The organism is Sporosarcina ureilytica (assembly GCF_001753205.1).
Lineage (GTDB): Bacteria > Bacillota > Bacilli > Bacillales_A > Planococcaceae > Sporosarcina > Sporosarcina ureilytica.
The window spans coordinates 1247179-1271667 of record NZ_CP017560.1 but is presented as its reverse complement, the minus strand read 5'-3'; the positions used below and the strand labels follow the sequence as shown (position 1 = coordinate 1271667).

At 38.7% G+C, this 24489-nt stretch carries 19 protein-coding genes, 1 pseudogene and 1 other annotated feature; of the genes and pseudogenes, 8 read left to right on the top strand and 12 right to left on the bottom strand.

The features are described 5' to 3' along the window. Nucleotides 1-41: 41 nt before the first annotated feature. The 7 genes from rarD to ezrA form a co-directional block, all read right to left on the bottom strand. Nucleotides 42-971 (bottom strand): EamA family transporter RarD, encoded by a 930-nt coding sequence (gene rarD, locus BI350_RS06460; RefSeq protein WP_075527347.1) that lies wholly within the window; start codon nt 969-971, stop codon nt 42-44. 151 nt (nt 972-1122) lie between these two features. Next, on the bottom strand, nt 1123-2709 hold the full coding sequence (gene mbcS, locus BI350_RS06455; RefSeq protein ID WP_075527346.1) for an acyl-CoA synthetase MbcS: 1587 nt from the start codon (nt 2707-2709) through the stop codon (nt 1123-1125). Between the two features lie 221 nt (nt 2710-2930). Next, nucleotides 2931-3143, bottom strand: a complete 213-nt coding sequence (locus tag BI350_RS06450) for an alpha/beta-type small acid-soluble spore protein (RefSeq protein ID WP_075527345.1) — start codon at nt 3141-3143, stop codon at nt 2931-2933. 138 nt (nt 3144-3281) lie between these two features. Then, the gene (locus tag BI350_RS06445; protein WP_075527344.1) at nt 3282-3494 is read right to left on the bottom strand and encodes an alpha/beta-type small acid-soluble spore protein; all 213 of its coding nucleotides are present in this window, start codon (nt 3492-3494) and stop codon (nt 3282-3284) included. Nucleotides 3495-3579: 85 nt separating this feature from the next. Further along, a complete protein-coding gene (gene thiI / locus BI350_RS06440) occupies nt 3580-4782 on the bottom strand; it encodes a tRNA uracil 4-sulfurtransferase ThiI (RefSeq protein WP_075527343.1) in 1203 nt (400 codons plus the stop codon). Next, a complete protein-coding gene (locus BI350_RS06435; RefSeq protein ID WP_075529270.1) occupies nt 4769-5914 on the bottom strand; it encodes a cysteine desulfurase family protein in 1146 nt (381 codons plus the stop codon). Before BI350_RS06435 ends, thiI begins: the two co-directional genes overlap by 14 nt. Nucleotides 5915-6067: 153 nt before the next feature. Further along, on the bottom strand, nt 6068-7774 hold the full coding sequence (gene ezrA / locus BI350_RS06430; protein WP_075527342.1) for a septation ring formation regulator EzrA: 1707 nt from the start codon (nt 7772-7774) through the stop codon (nt 6068-6070). Between the two features lie 195 nt (nt 7775-7969). Between ezrA and BI350_RS06425 the strand changes: the two genes are divergently transcribed. After that, on the top strand, nt 7970-8449 hold the full coding sequence (locus tag BI350_RS06425) for a GAF domain-containing protein (RefSeq protein ID WP_075527341.1): 480 nt from the start codon (nt 7970-7972) through the stop codon (nt 8447-8449). 47 nt (nt 8450-8496) lie between these two features. On the opposite strand, the gene megL is transcribed toward BI350_RS06425, so the two are convergent. Continuing rightward, nucleotides 8497-9714, bottom strand: coding sequence for a methionine gamma-lyase (gene megL / locus BI350_RS06420; RefSeq protein WP_075527340.1), 1218 nt, complete (start codon nt 9712-9714; stop codon nt 8497-8499). Between the two features lie 518 nt (nt 9715-10232). Here megL and rpsD point away from each other — a divergent pair. Further along, nucleotides 10233-10838 carry a 30S ribosomal protein S4 gene (gene rpsD / locus BI350_RS06415; protein WP_075527339.1) on the top strand — a complete coding sequence of 202 codons (606 nt, stop codon included), beginning with the start codon at nt 10233-10235 and terminating at the stop codon, nt 10836-10838. 70 nt (nt 10839-10908) lie between these two features. Here the strand turns inward: rpsD and BI350_RS06410 are convergent, their stop codons facing one another. Further along, nucleotides 10909-11556 carry an SOS response-associated peptidase gene (locus tag BI350_RS06410; protein ID WP_342672208.1) on the bottom strand — a complete coding sequence of 216 codons (648 nt, stop codon included), beginning with the start codon at nt 11554-11556 and terminating at the stop codon, nt 10909-10911. A gap of 179 nt (nt 11557-11735) precedes the next feature. On the opposite strand from BI350_RS06410, the gene BI350_RS06405 reads away from it, so the two are divergent. Together BI350_RS06405 and BI350_RS17395 are read left to right on the top strand one after the other, a co-directional pair. After that, nucleotides 11736-12551 (top strand): cobalamin-binding protein, encoded by an 816-nt coding sequence (locus tag BI350_RS06405; protein WP_075527337.1) that lies wholly within the window; start codon nt 11736-11738, stop codon nt 12549-12551. A gap of 571 nt (nt 12552-13122) precedes the next feature. Then, nucleotides 13123-13294, top strand: a pseudogene (locus tag BI350_RS17395) (transposase); the annotation flags it as partial. Between the two features lie 373 nt (nt 13295-13667). Here BI350_RS17395 and tyrS read toward each other — a convergent pair. Then, a complete protein-coding gene (gene tyrS / locus BI350_RS06400; protein ID WP_075527336.1) occupies nt 13668-14936 on the bottom strand; it encodes a tyrosine--tRNA ligase in 1269 nt (422 codons plus the stop codon). A gap of 216 nt (nt 14937-15152) precedes the next feature. Next, nucleotides 15153-15348 (bottom strand) — a binding site (T-box leader). A 70-nt stretch (nt 15349-15418) separates the two neighbouring features. On the opposite strand from tyrS, the gene BI350_RS06395 reads away from it, so the two are divergent. Continuing rightward, complete coding sequence (locus tag BI350_RS06395; RefSeq protein ID WP_082294977.1) at nt 15419-18376, top strand: transglycosylase domain-containing protein; 2958 nt, start codon at nt 15419-15421, stop codon at nt 18374-18376. A 65-nt stretch (nt 18377-18441) separates the two neighbouring features. On the opposite strand, the gene acsA is transcribed toward BI350_RS06395, so the two are convergent. Next, nucleotides 18442-20160, bottom strand: coding sequence for an acetate--CoA ligase (gene acsA / locus BI350_RS06390; RefSeq protein WP_075527334.1), 1719 nt, complete (start codon nt 20158-20160; stop codon nt 18442-18444). A gap of 175 nt (nt 20161-20335) precedes the next feature. On the opposite strand from acsA, the gene BI350_RS06385 reads away from it, so the two are divergent. The 3 genes from BI350_RS06385 (at nt 20336) to BI350_RS06375 (ending at nt 22962) form a co-directional block, all read left to right on the top strand. Beyond that, nucleotides 20336-20968: a GNAT family N-acetyltransferase gene (locus BI350_RS06385; protein ID WP_075527333.1), complete on the top strand. Its 633-nt coding sequence runs from the start codon at nt 20336-20338 to the stop codon at nt 20966-20968. Between the two features lie 192 nt (nt 20969-21160). Continuing rightward, nucleotides 21161-21808: an acetoin utilization AcuB family protein gene (locus BI350_RS06380; protein WP_075527332.1), complete on the top strand. Its 648-nt coding sequence runs from the start codon at nt 21161-21163 to the stop codon at nt 21806-21808. Further along, nucleotides 21805-22962 (top strand): acetoin utilization protein AcuC, encoded by a 1158-nt coding sequence (locus BI350_RS06375; RefSeq protein WP_075527331.1) that lies wholly within the window; start codon nt 21805-21807, stop codon nt 22960-22962. The genes BI350_RS06380 and BI350_RS06375 overlap by 4 nt, the downstream gene beginning before the upstream one ends. Before the next feature lie 226 nt (nt 22963-23188). Here the strand turns inward: BI350_RS06375 and BI350_RS06370 are convergent, their stop codons facing one another. Then, a complete protein-coding gene (locus tag BI350_RS06370; RefSeq protein ID WP_082294976.1) occupies nt 23189-24406 on the bottom strand; it encodes an ISL3 family transposase in 1218 nt (405 codons plus the stop codon). Between the last annotated feature and the right edge of the window lie 83 nt (nt 24407-24489).

Sequence of the window (24489 nt, the reverse complement as noted above, 5' to 3'; positions counted from 1 at the left end):
TCTCTACTTGTGTAGGGATTCACCATTTTTACTGTACTACGCTACTTCCCTTTAGAATAGAGAACATCAGTAGAAATTGATCTTGCCTTAACTACTTCAAACACCTTCGACACAGTAAATAAAATCAACGCCAACCAAATAAAAGCAAAAGATAACAGCTCGATTTTACCGAATGTCTCCCCGTATATGACTACACCTAAAAATAACATCATTGTCGGTGCAATATATTGTAAAAACCCAACCATATATAAAGGCATCCGCTGCGCACCTTTCGCAAATAATACGAGTGGCAATGCTGTTACAACACCTGTCAAAATGAGCAATATATTTGTTTTGAAATTCGTCTGTAAAAAGACTGCCTCACCATTGATAAATAGCCAGATATAAAAAGCAAGCGCGATTGGAGTGATGAAAAAAGTCTCAATCGTTAATCCCCTTAACGCATCAAGCTCAATCGTTTTCTTCACTAAACCGTAAACGGCAAATGTAACGGCAAGTATGAAAGCAATCCACGGAAACTCCCCGTATGAAATGGTTAAAATCGTAACACCTATAACCGCAAGTAAAAAAGCTGTTTTCTGTGACGCATTTAACCTTTCTTTTAAAAACACGACCCCTAGCAAAACCGATACAAGTGGGTTCATATAGTAGCCTAAGCTTGTTTGCACAAGATGATCATGATTGACAGCCCAAATATAAATAAACCAATTTCCAGAAATTAATCCAGATGCAATAAATAAAGACCAAAAATTCTTTTGAGATTGCCAAAGCGTCTTCAGGTCTTGGACTAACTGGCGAGCACTTCTCATGAAGACAACTAATAATAACGTTAGTAAAAATGCCCAAACAATTCGACTCGTTAAGATTTCAGCACTCGATACATTATGTAAAGCTTTCCAATAAACCGGTAAGATCCCCCAAATTAAATATGCGGTAATCGCCCAGAGGACGCCACTTTTTTCGTTATGCATCTTTGATGTCCCCTTTCGGATGCATGCACTATCACAATAATATGAAAAACTGCTTTTATACGCTTTATCTTTCAAACGTATAAAAGCAGAAAAAGTTTATACGAATGCTCGAATCGGCATCCTAGAAAACCACTACCTTATTCATATAACATTAAGGCTTTAGCGAAATTCCTCTTTCCTGTTTTCGAAGTTCAACTCGCATAATTTTACCCGATATTGTTTTCGGCATTTCATCAATAAACTCTATTTTTCTTGGGTATTTATATGGCGCCGTTAATGCTTTCACGTGGTCTTGGATTTCTTCAACAAGACCTTCCTCATCTTTTCTTGATGGATCTCGAAGTACGATAAATGCCTTTACGACGTTTCCGCGAACTTCATCTGGGCTAGCCACAACCGCACATTCACGAACTGCTGGGTGTTGTAAGACAGCACTTTCAACTTCAAATGGTCCAATCGTATAGCCAGAACTAATAATAACATCGTCCCCACGGCCTTCAAACCAAAAATACCCGTCTTCATCCACTCTAGCCAAATCGCCCGTCACATAATAATCTCCTCGGAACTGCATACTCGTTCGTTCCGGGTCATTTAAATATTCCTTAAATAAAGCCGGCGTGGAAATGTGTACAGCAATATCTCCAGTTTCACCTACGGCTACTGGCTGACCATCTTCATCAATAATTTCTACACGATTGCCTGGCGTTGGTTTCCCCATAGAACCAAGGCGCGCTTCCATCCCAAGCATCGTACCAACAAGTAACGTATTTTCAGTTTGTCCATAACCATCACGGACATCAAGGGAAAATACATCTTTAAAAGTTGTAATGACTTCTGTGTTCAATGGCTCACCTGCAGATACTGCACTTCGGATTGAGGATAAATCATTTTCTGATAAATCTTCCGTCATCGCCATAAATCTATATTCAGTCGGTGTACAACAAATTACATTCACATTATTTTCTTTAATTAACTTAAAATACGTTTCGGCATCAAATTTCCCATCATACACTAAGCCTGTAGCGCCGCTTCCCAATACTGATAAAAATGGTGTCCAAATCCATTTCTGCCATCCTGGTGCCGCTGTTGCCCACACAACATCATTCTCTTGAATACCGAGCCAATTCGGTGCAGTTGTGCGTAAATGTGCATAGCCCCAAGCATGCGTATGAACAACACCTTTAGGCGAACCGGTTGTACCTGATGTATAGGATAAAAATGCATAATCAGAGCTTTTCGTGTTGGTTATATTAAATTCTTTGGATGCTTTTTCAATTAAGTCTGTTAATGATTTTTGATTTCCCTTTGCTTTACCAACGATAAAGAGATCAATCGCCTCAATATTTTTAACGTCATCAAATTGATTCGCGAATTTCTCATAAGATACGATAGCTTTTGCCCCGCTATGTTGTAAACGATATTCAATGTCTGAAGGTCTTAACATTTCTGAGCTAGGTATCACTACGAGTCCAGCTTTTAACGCACCAATATATGTACTATATGATTCAATGAGGCGCGGCATCATAACTAAAATCACATCGCCTTTTTCTAAACCGCTCTCACGAAAAACATTTGCAGTCTGATTCGCTTTTTCAATCAGTGCATCATAGGTAACTTCACGCTTTTCTCCAGCTGTATTAATATAAATAAGCGCTTTCTGGCCATTTCCCGTTGCATACTTTTCAAATTCACTAACGATATTGTAGTGTTCAGGTGCGATTAATTGTTCTCTGTTCATAATTTTTCCCCCTTCGTCTATACTTTCATTATACTGGCAACAATCCGAAAATTCAAAGGTATAATTGGTTGTCGAAATGTTTTTGAATCAATTACGTAATTATATACTAACAGGCATCTTTTGCTCAAGTTAACAATAAACAGTTTTCAAATTGATTAGAACTTGAATCAATTAGAAAAGCCGCCCCGGATTTAATTCCGGTACGGCTTTTCCTCAATTACTTATTGTTGTTGATTACCGTTCATTTGTGATTGAGCCTGACGCACTAATCGCTTAGTAATTTCTCCGCCTACGGATCCGTTGGCACGCGATGAAGCATCTGGTCCCATTTGAACGCCAAACTCTTGAGCAATTTCATATTTCATTTGGTCAAGAGCTTGTCTGACACCCGGAACTAAAAGTTGGTTTGAATTGTTGCTGTTGTTGTTTGGCATCTCATTAACACCTCCTTGTGAAATATAGAATGCACCGTATTCAAAAAATCATGCCCTTAATTTTAAAAAAGTTTTTTCTTTTTTGAGGTATAAGAAAAGCTGTTTCGAATAACTTCGAAACAGCCTTTCATTATTTACTTATTGTTGTTGGTATCCGCTCATTTGTGATTGAGCCTGACGCACTAATCGCTTAGTAATTTCTCCGCCTACGGATCCGTTGGCACGCGATGTAGCATCTGGTCCCATTTGAACGCCAAACTCTTGCGCAATTTCTTCTTTCATTTGGTCAAGAGCTTGTCTGACGCCTGGAACTAAAAGTTGGTTTGAGTTGCCATTGTTGTTACTAGCCATCACTAACACCTCCTTGTGAAATTTAGAATGCGCCGTATTCAAAAAATCATGCAGGAGGCATTAGTGGTAATTTCTTCTTATTTTTTTATAATAAGTCAGTAAACATATCTTCTTGTATACGAGGCAACTTATAAATACGCCTTTCTTGAATCGCCTCTTCAATCATCGGTTCAAAATCGGTAAAGCTTTCAAAATGTTTGACTCTTTTAAGCTTCGGCTTCGTTTTAGGACGCGCCGGTGTAAATATTGTGCAACAATCCTCATAAGGCCTGATTGATATCTCATACGTATCAATTTGTTTAGCTATCTCGATAATTTCAATTTTATCTAATGCAATTAGTGGACGTAATACAGGAGTTGACGTTACTTCATTAATGGCAGTTAGACTTTCTAACGTTTGACTTGCCACCTGACCGAGACTTTCCCCAGAGACAATACCGAGTGCGCCAATTTCCTCACGTACCCTGTCTGCAATTTGCATCATGAGTCTACGCGTTGTCGTCATCGATTCGCCGTCAGGTATTTTATTTGCAATGATTTGCTGAATTTCGGTAAATGGAATGACATGCAAATGGATTGATGTACCGAACGCACTAAGCTTCTCTGCCAAATCCATCACTTTTTGTTTTGCAAGTTCACTCGTAAAAGGAGGACTTTCGAAATGAATCGCATGAATTTCTACGCCGCGCTTCATCATCATATAACCAGCAACTGGGCTGTCGATACCGCCAGATAACATAAGAAGCGATTTCCCACCCGAACCGACGGGCATTCCTCCCGCACCTGGATATACTTTAGATGTCAGGAGTACTACGTGTCTCCGAATATCTACATGAAGTAAAATATCAGGCTTCTTCATTTTAACGTGTAATTCAGGAAAATTCTTCAGTACATGCGCGCCAATTTTTTGTTGTAATTCATTTGTAACATAAGGAAACGACTTATCTGTTCGTCTAATCTCAACTTTAAATGATTTTCCTTCTGTTTCATCTAATCCGACGACCTCCAACGCCGTTTCGCAAATCGCTTCAAGTGTCGGCTCGCATTTTATGACCGGACTAAATGAATGTATCCCAAAAATTTTTGGCAAACGTTCCATTACTTCAGCCATCTCTTCCGGATCATTCGCTGTCAAAAACATTCTATCTCGCTCATCTTTTATCGTCACAGAGGCAAGCCCATGTAAGGCACTCTTCATATTTTTTTTCAATCTGCGTATAAAAACATTTCGATTTCGCCCTTTTAATGATAATTCACCATATCTGATTAATAATTCATTCCACATCATGTGATCTTCCCCTTTTAAGCAATTTAACAAATTTAGTTAATACTTTTTCAAACTGAATCATTTCATTACTTGTATTTTTTTCCGAAAAACTAATACGAATGACACCATGTTTATATTTATCATCTAATTGAATCGCCTCAATCACATGACTAACCTCTTCACTTTTCGATGAACATGCACTAGAAGTTGATATTAAGATTCCATTTTTTTGAAAATAATTAATGGCTACTTCGCCTTTAATATGTGCAAAAGCGATGGACAATATATGCGGAGCTGCTGTTTCTTTCGCTAACACAAGCGCATCAGACGAATGCTCAATATGTTCAATTAATCGCTGTCGCCACTTTTCATAAAGTACCGTTTTTTCGCTTTCTATTGCAAGTCTCACCGCACGTGCTAAAGCGACAGCATTTGGAACAGAAACAGTCCCATTTCTTAAGCCCTGTTCTTGACCACCACCGTAATTAATGGATTCCGGATTCATCATTTTCTTAGTAATTAATGCACCCGAACCTTTTATTCCGTGTATTTTATGTCCTGAAATCGTAATTGCATCTGGTCCATTTCCTCTTAAAGTAATCGGTAATTTTCCAAAGCTTTGTACAGCGTCAACATGAAAAATTGCACGTGATTTTTTTCGAATCACATATCCACAATCCTCAATCGGTTGTATTGTACCAATTTCATTGTTTACGTGCATAATACTAACAACGACAGTGTCTTCCCTGAGCTTCTCTTCCAGTTCAGCAATCGAAATGATACCATCTTTATCAACGGATAAGTACTCGACTATAAAACCTTCCTGCTCTAATTGTTTAGCCGCCTCTAGAACGGATGGATGTTCTATTTTTGTTGTTAAAATATGATTGCCACGATTTTGATATTTACGAGCAAATCCAAGGATTGCTAAATTATTTGCTTCGGTTCCGCCAGACGTATAAATGACTGTACCCTCAGTAGCTTGAGTTAAATGTAATATTTGTTCTCGAGATTTTTCAAGGAGCGCTTCGGATTCCCGTCCGGCTGCATGAAGCGATGCAGGATTCGCAAAAAATCTTTTATTAACTTCTATAAAAGAAGTTAATACTTCTTCTTTAGGTGCAGTCGTTGCACTATTATCAAGATAAATCATTACTCTCATTCCATTCTTCATTTTAAATTCATTCAATTATAAGCGTGACAAAGCCACCTGCACAAGTGCGTGCGGGTGGCTCGAAATAATTAAAAGTGGAAGGCATTGGCTTAAATAAGTTTCGTTTGTAACATTCATAAACATTAAACACGATTAAATCGTTACATTGTCTTTTTCTTGCAGCAATTCCTCAATCCGTTTCATCGCTCCAGGTTCAACTTCCTCTACCGCTGTCGCTGCTTCTTCCAAAGCTTTGGCGTATCGGAATTGTCTGAACGACTCCTCAGCTTCTTGCAATTGCGCATGGACGCGCTCATTAGATGCGCGATAACGATTGCCGTATTGAATAATCCATTCAATCAGCATAACATTTTCGAGTAGTTCTTCGGTCTTTCCTTTCACTTCACGAACGGATTGTTTTGCGTTTTCTAAATAAGCGTTAACAAGGGTCATATTTAAAGGTACTTCCTCCAAGCTCTGTCTGACAATATAAAGCTGTTCTTCCGCTTCTTCTAGTCTGGCATCGATATCGCCTGGTATGCCCGGTATATTCCCTCTATGTAGTGAACGATCTACGTCTTGCAATTCTTTTGAGAGACCTTTAAGTTCAGCGCGTACGTTATTTTCATCGTTTCGTAACTTTTTTAAACGCTCGGCAAAATCTTTTCGTTCTTCGTCTATATAGCTGACCTTCTCAGTTATCATTTGAATATTTTCTTGCATACTCGAATATGCAGAGGTATTATTCTCAATTTGTTCTGTAATGACGTCAAATTGTTTATTTAATAATTGGATTTCCTCTGAGGCACTTTGCGGAATTTTTGCCTCATCCTCGTTTATTCTGTAACTTTGTTGGACAAATGTAATTTCTGTTAATGTTTCATTCACAAGTCCAGTAACCCTTGCCAGTTCATTGTATACAGTTTGAAAATTCTCTTCAACATAATGTTTAGCGACTACTTCTTTTTCTAGTGCATCATATAGTTCATCTAATCGATTATGTATATCTTCGACTTCCTCTTGTATACCATCCATTTCTAACTTAGCAATACTTTCCAGCATATGCCCAAGCCTATTTTCTATTTCTGTAAGCTTTTTCTCTACTTCCAAATGTCGTATGTAATAGGCCTGCCCTTCCATTTCTCTCACACCATTACGCAACTCACGTATAGAAGATGGAATTGAATTTTGAATGTCAGATAAGAAGGTAGGTATTTGCTCAATAATTTGAAATAAATAATCACCTTTCTCAGTTAATGCGATGACAATTTCTCGGGCTTGTAAATAATTACCATTTTCCGTCAATGTTTCATACTCAGCAAACTGAGGTTTAAATGTTTCTAATTCCTTTTCAAGCGGATTCACCGTTTCCCCAAATGCTGGTTGATGTGCTAGGATTTTCTTTCGAGCACTACGATGTCTTTCTTGCAACATTTCCATTTCAATACGATTTTTCTCTTCACTTCCAACGAGTTCATCTAAACCGCTAAGGATTCCATTCATTTCCTGCTGACTAAACTGAATTTTTTCTTCAATTTGCGTGATGGTCGCTTTTAGTTTTTTTAGTCTAAAACGGTCAATATAATCTTCAGCATCGAATAATAAATTATCAAGTTCAGGCATTCGCACATCAATGACTTCCGTCCAAGTTGCACGCCAAGTTTCAAACTTCTCTTCTGTTTCGCCCGTCATATTCAGTTGTTTTATTTTCGTCATTTCCTCAAATATTGGCTTATGCTGAATTTGTAGTTTTCTATGTTCAAGTTTTTTTATTTGACTTGTATGTTTACGCCTAAAGGAAATGGCGAGAATGGTTAAAATGATAATGAGTACTATAATTGCAATGATTACAATCTTCATCGCGATCCTCCTGTCCCATGACTATACACTTCATATTATCCTATATCGTACCATGTTTAAATACTTTTGGTTGGAAAAACGAAAAATAATAGGGGAAAAGTTCATATTTTGTCGAATGGGCAGACAGACTTTGTAAAAATGTATGAAAAACTGTATACTTACATATTACAAATTACATATTAATGAGGTGTTCAAATGACTACCAATGTTGATGTTACCCAAAAATTAGAAAAAGAATATGAGTTACTCAGAAAACAACTTGATGCACTGTTGTCGGGTGAACCAAACTTATATGCAAACTTAAGTAATGCATCCGCACTGCTCAATCAATTTTTCGACCGTATCAATTGGGTTGGTTTTTATCTTATGGAAGATGGCGAATTGGTGTTAGGTCCTTTCCAAGGTTTACCGGCATGTGTCCGTATTCAAGTTGGTAAAGGCGTTTGTGGGACTGCTGTAGAACGAAAGGAATCCATTATAGTACCGGACGTTGAAGCATTCCCTGGTCACATTGTTTGTGATGCTGCTTCTCGCTCAGAAATTGTCGTGCCATTGATTAAAAACGACGAAGTGATTGGTGTGCTAGATATTGATAGTCCTGAACTAGACCGTTTTTCGGAAACTGATCGTATTGGGCTTGAAAAAGTTGTTGAAACACTGATTAAACATCTATAATTTGACGCAAAAACCCCTTCATATCACCGTTGATATGAAGGGGGTTTTTAATTGGCATTTTCTTTTCTCAAAGATTGTTCAACTTTTTTTAATGCTTGATTCAAATCTGCAATTAGATCATCTGCATGCTCGAGTCCAACAGATAGTCGAAGTAATGAATCTGTAATTCCCATGGAAATCCTTTCATCATGAGGAACTACGGAATGCGTCATCGTTGCCGGATGCTGGATAAGTGTTTCTGCATCCCCTAAACTGACGGCAATTTTAATGAGTGATAAACTATTTAAGAGTTTTTGCGCGCCTTTTTTTCCACCTTTCATCGTAAATGAAATCAGTCCTCCGCCCGCACGCATTTGCTTTTTGGCAATTGAATATTGTGGATTGTCCACATCGAAAGGATAATATATTTTTTCTACAAGTGGTTGCTGTTTAAGGAATGCTATAATTTTTTCGGCATTTGATGTATGTCGTTCCATGCGAATTGGTAACGTTTTAATTCCTCGCAATAATAACCATGCGTCAAATGGAGAAATAATGCCACCGTAATCTTTTTGAACCGACACGCGAATTTCTTCCATTTCATCTTTATCATTTCCTATGAGTAGACCGGCAATAACATCTCCATGCCCGTTAATATATTTCGTTGCACTATGCAGAACAAAATCGACACCTAACGTAATTGGCTTTTGCAAATAAGGAGAAGAAAATGTATTATCCACTACAACACGAAGACCATGACGTTTTGCGACATTTACAACTGCTTGTAAATCGACAAGCTCCATCGTTGGATTTATTGGCGTTTCTACATAAATACAAACTGTTTCCGGCTTAATCGCACGTTCAATTTCTTCTTCAGTGCCCATCTGGATTAAATCATGCGTAATGTTATACTTCTCTTCTAACATACCTAAAAGGCCAAATGTACAACCGTAGATTCCTCTAGAACAAAGGATATGGTCACCCGTTTTCGTTAAATGAACGAGAATAGAACTTACCGCCGCCATACCCGATCCGAATGCCAAAGCACCCTTCCCTTTTTCTAATGCGGTCATGCGTTCTTCTAACAACTGCACGGTAGGGTTCCCAAGACGCGAATAAATAAGCCCTGCTTCGTCTCCAGCAAATCTACTTTCTCCCTGTTCCGCAGTCTCAAATGAAAAGGTGGATGTTTGGTAAAGTGGAACAGTTAAACTCCCGTGATGCGATTTTGCATCGTAACCTGTATGCACAACAACTGTGTCTTCATGTAAAGATTTTTCTTTCATCCTCATAACCTCCCACTTCTCCATATTTCAATATCATTTTTTAATGTGAAATGATGGTTCTTTCTTAATCCTATACTATACTTTATTCTACTAGAAGAAAAGAGTTAATAATCCCACAATTCTATCCACTCGACATATTCTTTGGTATTAGTCACTTCTTCTCGTCTATGTTACTGGATAAATTGCAAATCAATCCGATAATACTTTCGATTGAAACGCTTAATCTTTTGACTACGTTTGAATGAATTGATTCACACTTGACTATCCTATTAAAAGTTGATATGATTACGAACGTGTAAAATATACGCAGCAGTTATGTGTTTCGGTTTGCTCAGTCTATTCCTTTTAAGAGGTGTAACGTGTAACCTTCTGGCTGCGAAGGCGAAGTTACAAGAGTATAGAATGACTGCCGAATTGAACATATCTGGTCTTATTTTACAACAAAGTTTTTCCAAAACGTACTTCGTCTTGGAAATAAGTTACCATAAAATAAAACCAATTTAGAGGAGGAGTCTATTATGGCTCGTTATACAGGTCCAGCATGGAAATTATCACGTCGTCTCGGAATTTCACTTTCCGGTACAGGAAAAGAAATCGAAAAGCGTCCTTACGCTCCAGGACAACATGGTCCAACTCAGCGCGTAAAGCTTTCTGAATACGGATTACAGTTACAAGAAAAACAAAAACTTCGTTTCATGTTCGGTGTAAACGAACGTCAATTCAGAACGTTATTTAATAAAGCAGGTAAAATGCCTGGTAAACATGGTGAAAACTTCATGATTCTTCTTGAAACTCGCCTAGACAACGTTGTTTACCGTATGGGTCTTGCACGTACTCGTCGTGCTGCTCGTCAATTAGTTAACCACGGCCACGTTTTAGTGGATGGTAAGCGTCTTGATATCCCATCATACAGCGTAAAACCAGGACAAGAAATTTCTCTTCGTGAGAAATCTCAAAACCTTGACGTTATTAATGAAGCACTAGAAGTGAACAACTTTGTACCTGAGTATGTTTCATTCAACGCTGAAACAAAAACAGGTCAATTCGTTCGTTTCCCAGAGCGTAGCGAACTACCAGCAGAAATTAACGAAGCACTTATCGTTGAATTCTACTCACGTAAATAATAACATAGCAATTTTCAAAACCCTTGAATTTGGAATTTCCAACTTCAAGGGTTTTGTTTTTTCTAGAACTTTACAATGAATTGATAATTTCCGATACATCATTCTTTGGCGAATTCACTAAAGTAGATACTTGATAAGCTGTCATCTCATCTGACGTATATGGTTGTAAAAGTTGTTTTAAATGCTTTGGTTCTTGAACTGCTGGATTTAGCCAAATTTCTTGTTTTTCTTTTGGAAGTATCACCGGCATTCTATCATGAATATCACTTACTACATCATTCGCTTCGGTCGTAATAATGGTGCATGATTGAATCGTTTCGCCATTACTTTGCCACCGATCCCATAATCCTGCGAACGCAAAAACACGGTCATCCTTCATTTTGATGCGAAATGGTTGTTTTTTTCCATCTTCATTTTTCCACTCGTAAAAACCATCCGCTACAATTAGACATCTTCTTCTTTTTAACAAATTTTTGAAACTTGGTTTTGTGTCTACAGTTTCCGATCGTGCATTAATCATTTTATAACCAATTTTCGAGTCTTTGGACCACGAAGGGACTAGCCCCCATTTCAAAAAGCCGCCTCTTTTATTCTCTCCATCACTTATAATAGAAAACACTTGTTGACTCGGTGCCACGTTATATCGCGGTGTAAGATTAAGCTCACTCAGATTGGATAGTTCAAAAGCTAGTTGAATTTGTTCTATTGGGCTTGTCATACTAAAACGTCCACACATATTCTCACATCCCTTTTCCTCTTGGTCTTTTCCATTCCATCTTCCCACATTCGATAATCATTATTCAAATAGTAGCTATTGTCTATGTTATACTAATTCTTTGATATTACTTTAAAGGAGGGTAGACTGTAAATCGAGCGAACGCCGGTTACAGTACAACTATGAGACTTATTTCTATTTGTCCAAGTAATACAGAATTGGTTGCTTATCTAGGTTTATTAGATAAACTTGTGGCCATTGATGACTATTCAGACTGGCCAAATGAAGTGCAATCACTTCCTAAATTAGGACCTGACTTATCGATTGACATGGACAAACTTGAAACATTTAAGCCAGATTTAGTGTTAGCTTCATTAAGCGTACCAGGTATGGAAAAAAATGTAGAAGAATTACAAAGACGTGGAATCCCACACATCGTACTAAATCCACAAAGTTTAAACGATATTGCAGAAGACCTGTTAACTGTAGGGAATCAGTGCGGAATTGAACAGAGAGCGATTGAACGCCAACAACAATATTTGGCTTTTATTGATGAAATGAAAAGTCGTGCCGCAACTGTACATACCTTCCCTACACTTTATTGGGAATGGTGGCCAAAACCTATTTTCACACCCGGAAAGACAAATTGGCTCACCGAAATAAGCGCGATTGCTGGTGGATTGAACGAATTCCGGGATAAAACTGAAGCAAATGTACAGACGGATTGGAATGATTTATTGGATAGAAACCCCGATTACATTCTTCTCGCTTGGGTAGGCGTTCGAACTGAGAAGGTAAATAAAGAAGTTGTTTTAAAACGACCTGGTTGGAAAGACCTTTCCGCGATTCAAAACAATTACTTTACAATTATGGAAGAAGAACTTTATTGTCGCCCTTCTCCGCGTTTATTAGAAGGCGCTTTAAAACTTGGGAAATACATACATCCAGAAATATACGCAGATTTGGAGCTTCCAGCTTGGGTAACGTCCGTTAACTGAAAAAACGGTTGTACAATTTATGACGTTGGGGAAAGAAAATCCCTTCTCCTTAAATTTGGAGAAGGGATGGAATTTCATTAACGTTATTTTTTGTAAATATATTGAATTAAAAAATCCTGCTAACCGCCGATTTCCGTTCCGAGCGGACGCTTTCCACGGGCACGGCCTCAGCCTCCTCGTCGCGAAAACCGTGCTCCTGTGGGGTCTTCGGCTCGCGCTGTTCCCGTAGGAGTCGCCGCTCTACACTCCAATCGGCTAAGTGATTGGGGAAAACGTAAATTCAAATAATTATAGAAAACAACCGATTACGGGTGTGAACCCAACTTACTTACTTTTAAAAAAGCAACGTTTCATGTGCCATGCTTGTCAGAGTAGCTTTACGGCTAAAACACCTATCGTTCAAAAAATAGCTATATTTCAAGAAATGTAAAGGCACAAGTTATTATAAAATCTGCGGAAGCACAATCTTTAACGTCTATCGCAAGGGATTGTTCAGTATCACCTACAACTGTTAGCGTTTGATTCATCAAGCTGCGAAACAATTTACCCCACATTATAAGGCGATTCCTTATACAATAACGGAAGAATTGAAGGAATCAACAATAAAATTAAAGTCTTGAATCGTGTCGCTAATGGATCCAGAAACTTTCAGAATTACAAAAAAACGAATCATTTTACATTTCAAACTAAAACCTTCCAAATGGGGATTTAAAGAAAAGCAAGCCCATTTAATTGCAGCATAAATACTTCTACGGATTTCATGTTTTTGAGTACATACAATTTTATTTAAAAGTACATTTCAGTTGCTTGGAGTGGAAGATGGCGACTCCTTGGGGATTAGCGTGACAGCTGAGACCCCACAGGAGCGCGAACTTCGCGACGAGGAGGCTCAGCGCACGCCCCCAGGAAAGCGTCCATCTGGAACGGAAAGCAACGGTATATTTGGATTATTATATAAAAAAGGACAGTCTCAAAATCAGTTTCACTGACTTTAGACCGTCCTACGACAGATAAACTGTAGTCGACTAAAATTCTTCACCAACGTCATTTGACAAAGAACCGAAAAAAACCAAAAAAATCGGAGGAGAATGCTTATGCACTCTCCTCCGATTCGCTTTATGAAAACTTCACCATCGTGTAATTTCTTCTGCCACGACGAACAATTGTAAATTGGTCCTCTAGACGGTCCTCACCAGTAATTGTATACTGAGTATCTTTAATACGCTCGCCATTTATTGAAATCGCACCGTTGTTTACATCTTCTCTTCCTTGACGTTTCGAAGAGGAAATTCCTGCTTCAACGATAAAGTCAACAATGTTTTTATCTTCTTTCGGCATTTCAGCAGACGGAACGTCCTTGAATGCATCGCGCATTTCATCTACAGAAAGGGCTTTTAAATCCCCGCTAAATAAAGCTTGTGAAATACGAATTGCTTGATCTAATGCTCCTTGACCATGGATCAATCGTGTCATTTCCTCAGCAAGCGTTCTTTGCGCTTTTCTTAAATGTGCTTCCTCTTGAACAGACACTTCTAATGCTTCGATTTCTGCACGCTCTAAAAATGTAAAGATTTTTAAGTATTTAATCACATCAGCATCCGCAGTGTTTACCCAGAATTGGTAAAACTCATAAGGTGAAGTTTTTTCGGCGTCTAGCCATACTGCACCACCAGCTGTTTTACCAAACTTCGTACCATCCGCTTTTGTCACGAGCGGAATTGTAATCCCAAACGCTTTTGCTTCGTCATCTTCTTGAACTTTACGAATCACTTCAAGGCCAGTTGTAATATTCCCCCACTGATCCGAACCGCCAATTTGCACGCGACAACCGTAATTTGTATAAAGATGGTTAAAGTCTATTCCTTGAATCAGCATATAAGAAAACTCGGTGAATGAAATACCGCTATCTAAACGTGATGCCACATTATCCTTGGCAAGCATATAGTTGACACCTAACAGTTTCCCGTAATCACGCAAGAACTCAATCGTTGTCATGCCGCCAATCCAGTCATTGTTATTGACCATTAATGCGCCGTTTTCAGTTTCAAAATCAAAGATTCTTTGCATCTGCTTCGTAATACCTTCAACGTTCTTCGCAATTTGCTCAGTCGTCTGTAATTGTCTTTCTTCAGAACGTCCTGAAGGATCACCAATCATACCTGTTGCACCACCAACTAGTAAAATCGGACGGTGACCGTGATTTTGGAATCGACGTAATGTTAATAATGGAACGATATGTCCGATATGCATACTGTCTGCTGTCGGATCAACTCCACAGTATAAGGATATTTTTTCATCGTTCACTACCTTCGTTAGCCCTTCTTCATCAGTTTGTTGGTATAACAAACCGCGCCATTTTAAATCTTCCATTAATGAGTTACTCACATAAATCCCTCCTATTTTTTTAAAAAACGAGTATCTGTTCGAATATTAATCGTCATCAGTCAATTTCATAATCCAATCTTTTCGCTGCGCCGATACAATATATAGTGGAGTTAAACCGTTCTCCACTATATATTGTATCGGCATAGCGGTTTTAGGTAATTATGAAATTGACTCTATAAGAATAAATAAAAAAGCCCCTACACGATTAATAAATCATGCAGGGGCGCTATGTATAAAATAACGCGGTACCACCCAGCTTGAGAGAAAACTCTCCACTCAATACGCCTTAACGTTGCGCACACGTCACACTCCAGAACTGTAATTCATGTATAACATACCGAGCAACTTTCACCACCCGTTGCCTCTCTATACGGTTCTGTTACCACTACTTCGGCTCTTTCAACATGTGAATAAATGATATACTTTTATATATTATCTTATTTAGAAAATATGTCAATGAAAACTGATTTCATTTTGTCGGAATGTGCTATAATATAAAAGATTTAAGGAGGTCGAAATACTTGAATGATAAAATTAGAAATTATCTCAAATACATAGAAGATAAGATTAACAACTTTACTGAGCAGAGTTGGGCTAAGAAACTCAGAATTACTTCGGGCGTTGCTTGGAACCTATTTCTTCTTTTTATTGTTAGCTGTCTTACGATGTTCATTTTCGTTGCTTCAGTTGGAGCGGGCTATTTCGCATCACTTGTAGCAGAAGAACCTTTGCGTTCGAAACAAGAAATGCGAGATGATATTTTAACCTACGAAGAAACATCTGAAATTTACCTAGCTAATAATATTTATCTCGGGAAAGTAAATGCCGATCTTGAACGAAAAGAAATCAAACTGGAAGACGTTTCTCCTTATGTCATTGATGCGGTGCTCGCAACGGAAGACGAATACTTTGAAACACATCCAGGTATTGTACCGAAAGCGGTTTTCCGGGGGATTTTCCAAGACGTTACAAACTCAGCGAGCCAAACAGGCGGTTCAACACTTACGCAACAATTAATTAAACTTCAAATCTTAACGAATGAAGTTTCTTACGAAAGAAAAGCGAAAGAAATTTTACTTGCACTCCGCCTCGAAAAGTTTATGGACAAGAACGAAATTTTAGAAGCATACTTGAATGTCATCCCATATGGTCGTAATGCAAATGGCGATAATATTGCCGGAGTTGAGGCTGCCGCCGAAGGGATTTTTAATGTGAAAGCGAAAGATTTAACACTTCCCCAAGCCGCATTCATCGCCGGGATACCCCAAGCACCTTTTGCTTACACACCATTTTATAATCGCAATCGCGGTTTAAAAGAACCCGAGTACTTAAAACCTGGTATCGACAGAATGAAAACCGTTCTTTTTCGAATGAAAGAAACCGGTTATATTACTGAACAACAATACAAAGAAGCAATTGCATACGATATTACAAAAGATTTTAGAGAAAAAGAGTTACGTGCTAATGAACGCTATCCTTATTTAACACAAGAAATTCAAAACCGAACAGTCGATATTTTGGCAAAAATAATTGCCGAAGAAGAAGGTATCGATCCCGAACGCTTAAAATCGGAAGCAAAGCTTAATGAAAAATATAAAATGTTAGCAAGACGTGCCATGAGTACAAACGGATATCGTATACATTCGACAATAAATAAAGAACTATACGACCGCTTAAACGAAGTCGCTAAAAACTTTGAACATTATGGTTATACGTATACAGACAAAAGTAAAGACCCGGACACTGGCGAAGAGATCATAGAAAAGTTTCCGGTTCAAGTTGGAAGTATTATGATTGAAAACAGAACTGGTAAAATCCTGTCGTTTGTTGGCGGACGTGATTTTGAAATCGAGAGTTATAACTTTGCAACACAAGGTTTTCGACCTAATGGATCTACGATGAAACCACTTCTCGTTTTCGCTCCGGCCATTGAATATGGAAAAATTGGTGCAGGTAGTCCAGTGGTAGACGTTAAGTTTAACATTAGACCAACTTGGAATTTAAACAACTTCCAAGCCGGACAAGAGCTCGGTATTATTCCTGCTAGACAAGCACTCGCAACATCTCAAAACCTTGCGACCGCTAGATTGTATCGAGATATAATTGACCACAACCCTGCAGAGTACTTAGACAAGATGGGTTTTTCAAGACTTGATGAAGTTGATTACCAAAACTACTCACTTTCCATTGGTGCAATGCGCCACGGAACAAGTGTAGAAGAAAATACGAATGCATTTGGAACGTTTGCCAATGCAGGCCAATTTATTGATGCCTATATGATTGAAAAAATAGAAGATATGGACGGAAATATCGTGTTTGAACATAAAGTTGAGCCCGTTGAAGTATTTAGTCCTGAAACAGCTTATATCATTTCTGATATGTTGCGAGATGTAACGAAGTACGGAACGGCAACAACAATGAAAAACAACTTGAATTTCAGTGTGGATATCGCCGCAAAAACAGGAACAACGGACCACTATGTCGATGCTTGGCTTGTTGGCTATAATCCAAATGTTTCCCTGGGCGTATGGCTTGGCTATCAAGACAACAAGCGTGGACTTTACCCTAATAATCTCAGAAATTCGTACCTACCGCCAAGTACACGCGTCAACTTACTGTTCGCACGTTTCATGAATGCAGCGAATGAGGTTTCCCCAGAGTTGGTCGGGGCAAGCGATACATTTCAACGTCCAGAAGGCGTCGTATCAAGATCGTTTTGTGGAATTTCAGGTTTAGCGCCTTCCACAATTTGTGCTAACGCTGGTCTTGTTAAGACAGATTTATTTAACGCGAAAGTTTTCTTACCAAATAAAGCTGACGATAGCATCATTTCAGCTTCTTACGTATCTGTAAAAGGAAAGAAATATATTGCTTTACCTAATACACCGGCAGAATTCATCGTGCAAGGCGGTACAGGCGTTAACGAAGCATTTATTACAAGAATGCTTGGCCCGTGGAAAGGTGATGCGTCAAAATTATTCCCAGCAAACTCACCTTTTGCCTCAAGTGTTGTTTCTGGTGCTACCTTCAATGCCGACAGTGCTAACCCAGCAACGGTTAACGCGACAGTGAGCGGGGCAACGATGTCCTGGACAGAATCGTCTTCAAACGATGTCATTGGGTATTACGTGTACCGAAACGGCTCTAAAGTTTCGACAATTAGAGATGGCGCAGCAAAGTCCTTTACAATATCTGATGGAACTTATACAGTACGAGCGGTCGATATTACAGGTCGACTATCCGAACCTTCGAACGCAATTACAATAGAAGAAACGGCGGATAATGAGGAGGAAAATAATCAGGCTCCTTCAAATGAAGAAAAACCAAGAGACGAAGATAAGTCAGACAATAAAAATGTTGATAATGATAAGAACGTAGATAACGACAAGGATGAGGATGTCGAGGAAACACCACCCGAAGAAGAACAAGACGAAGACTAAATATACTATCTAAAAACTTAAAAAGCTTGCTGCAATTGTCACTGTGACGATTGCAGCAAGCTTTTTCAACTTTCTATTACTGATAAATCTCCTGTAGGCAAATCTAACTCCCAAGCCTTCAAGACACGACGCATAATTTTCCCACTTCTTGTTTTCGGCAGTTTATCTTTAAACTCAATTTCTCGTGGGGCAGCATGAGCCGCTATCCCTCTTTTAACAAATTGACGAATGTCCTCTTTCAACTCTTCCGACGGCTCGTATCCTTCACGTAATGCAATAAATGCTTTAATAATTTCTCCACGAACTGGGTCGGGTTTACCAATAACGCCTGCCTCAACAATTGCTTCATGTTCTAGTAACTTACTTTCAACTTCAAATGGTCCAACCCGTTCTCCACTCGTCATAATCACGTCATCAATTCGTCCTTGGAACCAAAAATAACCATCTTCATCCATATAAGCAGAATCTCCAGAGATATACCATTCATCATTCATAAAGTACGTATCATAAAGTTCTTCGCGATTCCAAATTGTTCTCATCATGGACGGCCATCCTTTTTTAATCGCCAAGTTCCCCATCTCATAAGGCGGCAATTTGTTTCCTTGATTGTCAATAATGGCTGCTTCAATACCTGGAACCGCTCTCCCCATGGAACCTAGCTTTATTGGTAGACATCTAAAATTAGAAATGGTGTGCGCACCCGTTTCGGTCATCCACCACGTATCATGTATTCTTAAATTAAACGTATCCATCCCCCAACGAATAACTTCAGGATTGAGCGGCTCTCCTACGGACAAAATGTGCCTAAGCGTCGATAAATCATATTGCTTAACTTCTTTCTCCCCTGCACCCATTAGCATACGAAATGCGGTTGGTGCACTGTACCATACTGTAACACCGTATTCTTCTATGGCTCCGTACCAATTTCCAGGTGAAAATCTGCCGCCTATAATAAGTGTAGTTGCACCTGCGAGCATCGGACCAAAAACGCCATACACTGTTCCGGTTACCCATCCTGGATCAGCCGTGCACCAGTAAATATCTTCGTCTGTTAAATCAAGTACCCAGCGAGCTGTTTGCAGTTGTTGCACCATTGCTTCTTGAACAAGTACAATTCCTTTTGGTTTTCCAGTTGAACCGGATGTATAGTGGAGGAGTGTCGGATCTTCTTTTTCCATCCATTCTATATTGAAGTATTTAGATGCTTTATTTAGATGATTATTGAAATCAATGAATTTATTCGATTCTTCAATATTGTCACCCACTAAAAAAACAGTCTCTAAATTTGGAAGTTTTTCAAGTGGAATGCGTGTTAATAATTCAGGTGTAGTGACAATCGCTTTCGCTTCACTGTCCAACAGTCTTTCGTAAGTCGCCTCTTCCCCAAACGCTTCAAATAGTGGCCCTACGATAACCCCTATTTTCAATGCGCCAAGCAATGAAAAGTACAATTCCGGTGAGCGTGGCATGAAAACAAAAAGTCTATCTCCCTTTTCTAATGATGAGTGATTTTGTAAAACATTTGCAGCTTTATTTGTCATGATTTTCATATCGTTATATGTGTATGCTTCTTTACGATTCGCATCTTTATAAAATAAAGCGACTTTATTTTTGCGAAACGAATCTGCATGTCTATCAACAGCCTCATATGCAACATTCACTTTTCCATTTTCAAACCAACTAAATTCTTTCTCCGCATCTGTCCAATTAAATGTAGTTGCTGTTTTTTCATAGTCTTCTAGTTGATAATCCCCTTTTATTACTGGCAACGTTTCTACTCTCATCTCTCCCACCCTTTCAAAAACTATACACCTTTTATTCTACATGAATTTGAGTGAAATGCATAAATAATCTATTATTTCGGACAACACTTTATTTTGTCCACAATTAGTAACTTCTTAACGGTTTTTTTATTGTATACTAGTAACTATAGGTATTGAAAAATGAGGTGGTGTCAAAGTGAAGCATGTGAAAACGTATAATGCCATGGAAGTCAAACATAAAAATGGCGATATTATTATTGAAGGCCCTATATCTGCCGAGGAGCTTGCGAGTCTCGACTTTCATGAAGATTTGATAGCCTTTCGTCCAGCGCCACAACAACATAAAGCACTAATAGGTATCGCTGGTCTTCCAGAAGGCAGAATTATTGTCGTTCGGGAATTAAACCAAGTTGTTGGCTATGCTACATATGTTTATCCTGATCCGTTAGAACGATGGTCGGAAGGGAATATCGAAAGACTTATCGAACTCGGGGCAATTGAAGTGATTCCAAAATTTCGCGGAGGCGGAGTAGGAAAAGCTTTACTAAAAGTATCTATGATGGACGATGCAATGGAAGATTATATCGTCATTACAACGGAGTATTACTGGCATTGGGACTTAAAAGGTACGGGTCTAAGTGTTTGGGAATATCGAAAAGTGATGGAGAAAATGATGCAAGCGGGGGGACTTGAATACTTTGCCACTGATGATCCTGAAATCAGTTCACACCCTGCAAATTGTTTAATGGCACGTATCGGTAAACGAGTAGACGAAGAAACGATACAGAGATTTGATAATTTGCGTTTTCAAAATCGATTTATGTATTAATTTTCATCTATAGCACTCACTCCCCCCTACCACGCAGAAAATCTTGCGCAATTTACGTGGTAGGGGAATGACTAGATGTTAAACTTTTCCTAGCATTCAAACGAAATGACTAGTAAAGACAAATATATGCAAGTAATTTAATCCGATATTCTATCCAATATTTCTAACAATAGAAAAAAAGAAGGTGTAATCATGTTAATCGAAGAAATTATGGTTCGAGATGTCCAAACTTTATTAACGACGAACACAGTGAAAGAAGCCATCGATCTAATGCGAGAAAAAAAGATTCGTCATGTGCCAATTTTAGATGAATCGAACACGCTTGTTGGAATTATTACAGATCGCGATTTAAAAGAAGCTATCCCTTCGTCTTTAACAAACGAAAAAGATACAGCAATCTATCAGACCGAATTGGCTAAAATTATGACAAGAAATCCAATTACTGGCCACCCAATGGATTTTGTTGAAGAATCTGCACTCCTTTTTTACGATAAACAAATTGGGTGTTTACCAATCGTCTCCAACCAAGAAGTCGTAGGGATTATCACTGAAACTGATTTACTTTATAAGTATATCGAATTGACAGGTGCCAACCAGCCCGGGTCTCAAATTGAAGTACGTGTACCAAACGTTCCCGGAATTCTGTATGAAGTTTCGAAAGTCTTTTATGAACAGAAGACGAATGTTTTAAGTGTTCTCGTTTATCCAGATAAAGAAAATACTGAAACTAAAATTCTCGTTATCCGTGTCAAGACGATGAATCCCCTAAATATTATTGAAGGATTAAGAACAGAAGGCTTTGAAGTGTTGTGGCCTAATGTTCCTGGAATCAATTTATGAAGAAAAATGCTGTTTTCATTTTCTCAGAAGATCAGCTCAGTTATTCATTTTCGGACGAGCATCCTTTTAATCAAAAACGAATACTATTGACGCTAGATTTATTAAAAAATATCGATGCGATTCAAGATAAGGATATTATTCCTCCACGCATTGCGACTGACGAGGAAATTTTATTAGTCCATGATGAAAAATTTGTTGATATTGTAAAAAAAGCTGGGAAAGGTGAATTATCTCCTGCAGCAGGAGAAATATATGGCATAGGAACCGAAGATACACCTATATTTCCTAATATGCATGAAGCAAGCGCCCTACTTGTAGGTGGAACATTAACAGCCGTAGATGAAGTGATGGAGGGACGCGCAAGGCATGCCCTGAATCTTGGTGGCGGGTTACACCATGGATTCAAGGGACGTGCATCAGGCTTCTGTGTGTATAATGACAGTTCTGTCGCAATTAAATATATGCAACAAAAATACGGGGCCAGGGTCCTCTATATCGATACGGATGCACATCACGGGGACGGCGTTCAATGGGCGTTTTACGATGATCCAAATGTTTGTACATTATCCATTCATGAAACTGGGCGCTATTTATTTCCTGGTACTGGGAAAATAACTGAGCGCGGAAATGGTCCGGGTTACGGCACGTCATTTAATTTTCCTATCGATGCATTTACAGAGGATGATTCGTTTTTAGCCATTTATCGAGCGGCAATGACGGAAGTAACCGAATACTTTAAACCCGATGTTATCCTAACCCAAAACGGCGTGGATGCACATTATTTTGATCCGTTAACCCATTTATATGGGACAATGAATATTTATAAAGAAATCCCACGTATTGCCCAGGAAATTGCAGACAAACATTGCGATGGCCGCTGGATAGCTGTTGGTGGAGGTGGGTATGACATTTGGCGGGTAGTTCCTCGTGCTTGGGCACATTTATGGATTGCGATGAATGGTCAAGAACCACCGACTGGTCCATTACCACAAAAATGGTTAGATAGATGGCAGAATGAAGCGCCAATCACACTCATTCCAACATGGGAAGATCCGAATCCCCTATATAAACCGATTCCTAGAAAAAAAGAAATTGAAGAGAAAAATGCACACATGCTTGAACAAGCACTTCATCCAATACGTACAAATAAATAAGGTTCTATGTCAAATGTTGGGGTGATGTGTTTTGCACGTCACCCTATTTTTATGATTTATTCTTTGACAAGTTGATTTCCGCTCCAGGTGGACGCGTTCGGCGGGGCGTGCGGTGAGCCGCTTCCTTCGCTTCGCTCCGTCCAGGGTCTCACCTGTCACGCTTCTCCCGCCCGAGTCGCCACCTTACGCTCCAATCAACAGATAACCTTCTTTTATACTTTGTTCATCATCCTACTAAATGAGTGCCAATTGTTTTATATTTGATGTTTAATAAAACCTTTGCTCTCGCATGATCAAAACGTCTAAAACCATATGCGTTCCTCTTCATTACTTTTGTTTTATTATTAATTCCTTCTAAAAATCCGTTCGAGTAATTAAAGGCGAAACTATTTAAAATTTCAGGTTGCCAGTTCTTCAATGTGCGAATCGCTTTCAGGAATGCGGGAATATTCGCGTCTTCTACCTTACGGTAAAAGGCTTTCAATCTTCTTTTGATTTCTGGCATATCATCTGATTTCTTCGCCCAATCAAACCACTCACAGTACGCTTCTTTCAGTTCATAAGCTTTCTTTAACTCATTAGAAAAGCCTGTATAACGATCTAAATAGAAACGATTCTTTTCAGCTAACTGATCACTTCTTTTATACAATACAAATCGCATTCGCTTACACTTTTTTCGGTCATATGCATGCCAATCCTTTTGTACTTTTCGACGTACTTCATCAATCGCCCAATAAATATAACGACAGAAGTGAAATCGATCCGCTACGATGACAGGCCGTCCCAGTGCTTGATTGACTGCTGCTTTAAAACTCGGGTTCATATCCATCACAACGAGTTCTACTTGTGATCCATATTTATAAAGATATTCCTTAATCGTATCTTTTCTTCGATTAGGTAAAATATCAATCGGCTCATGTGTATCGGCATCCGCAATGACTAATTGAAACTTACCAACGTCTGTATCACCTTTATATTCATCAATTGCGATTCTTTTAGGAAGTTGAGTCTTCATCGTTAAATATTCTTTGGCGCTTTTCTTAAAACGTCTCATAATTGTAGCGCTTGACGTCCCCAGGCTTTCTGCAGCCTCTTTAAAAGTCTTTGCTTTAAAAGAACGTATTTGGGCCACTTGATTCCATTCTTTTGAATAACGTTGGTATTTGTCGACAAAGGATGTGTCCTCTGAAAATCTTTTACCGCAGCCACACGCATAGCGACGACGTCGATAGAATAAAACTGTTAAACGCTCGAAAAATTTTAAATGATTAATTTTTCTTATGCGATAATCATGAACCTTTTCGGTATAGGCATGACAAGATGGGCACTTATGAGCTTTTATGGGTAAAGATACATAGAGTGCTACTCTTTCACCAACTTCTTCTATTTTCTCAATGATTACTTCTTTTAATCCTAGGATTTTCATGTTAAAATTCATTTGCACGGGTCACCTATCCTTTACTTTTTTCTAGTCAATTAAAGTATAAAAGAATTAGGTGACCTCGTGCATTTTTTTATGCTGAATTG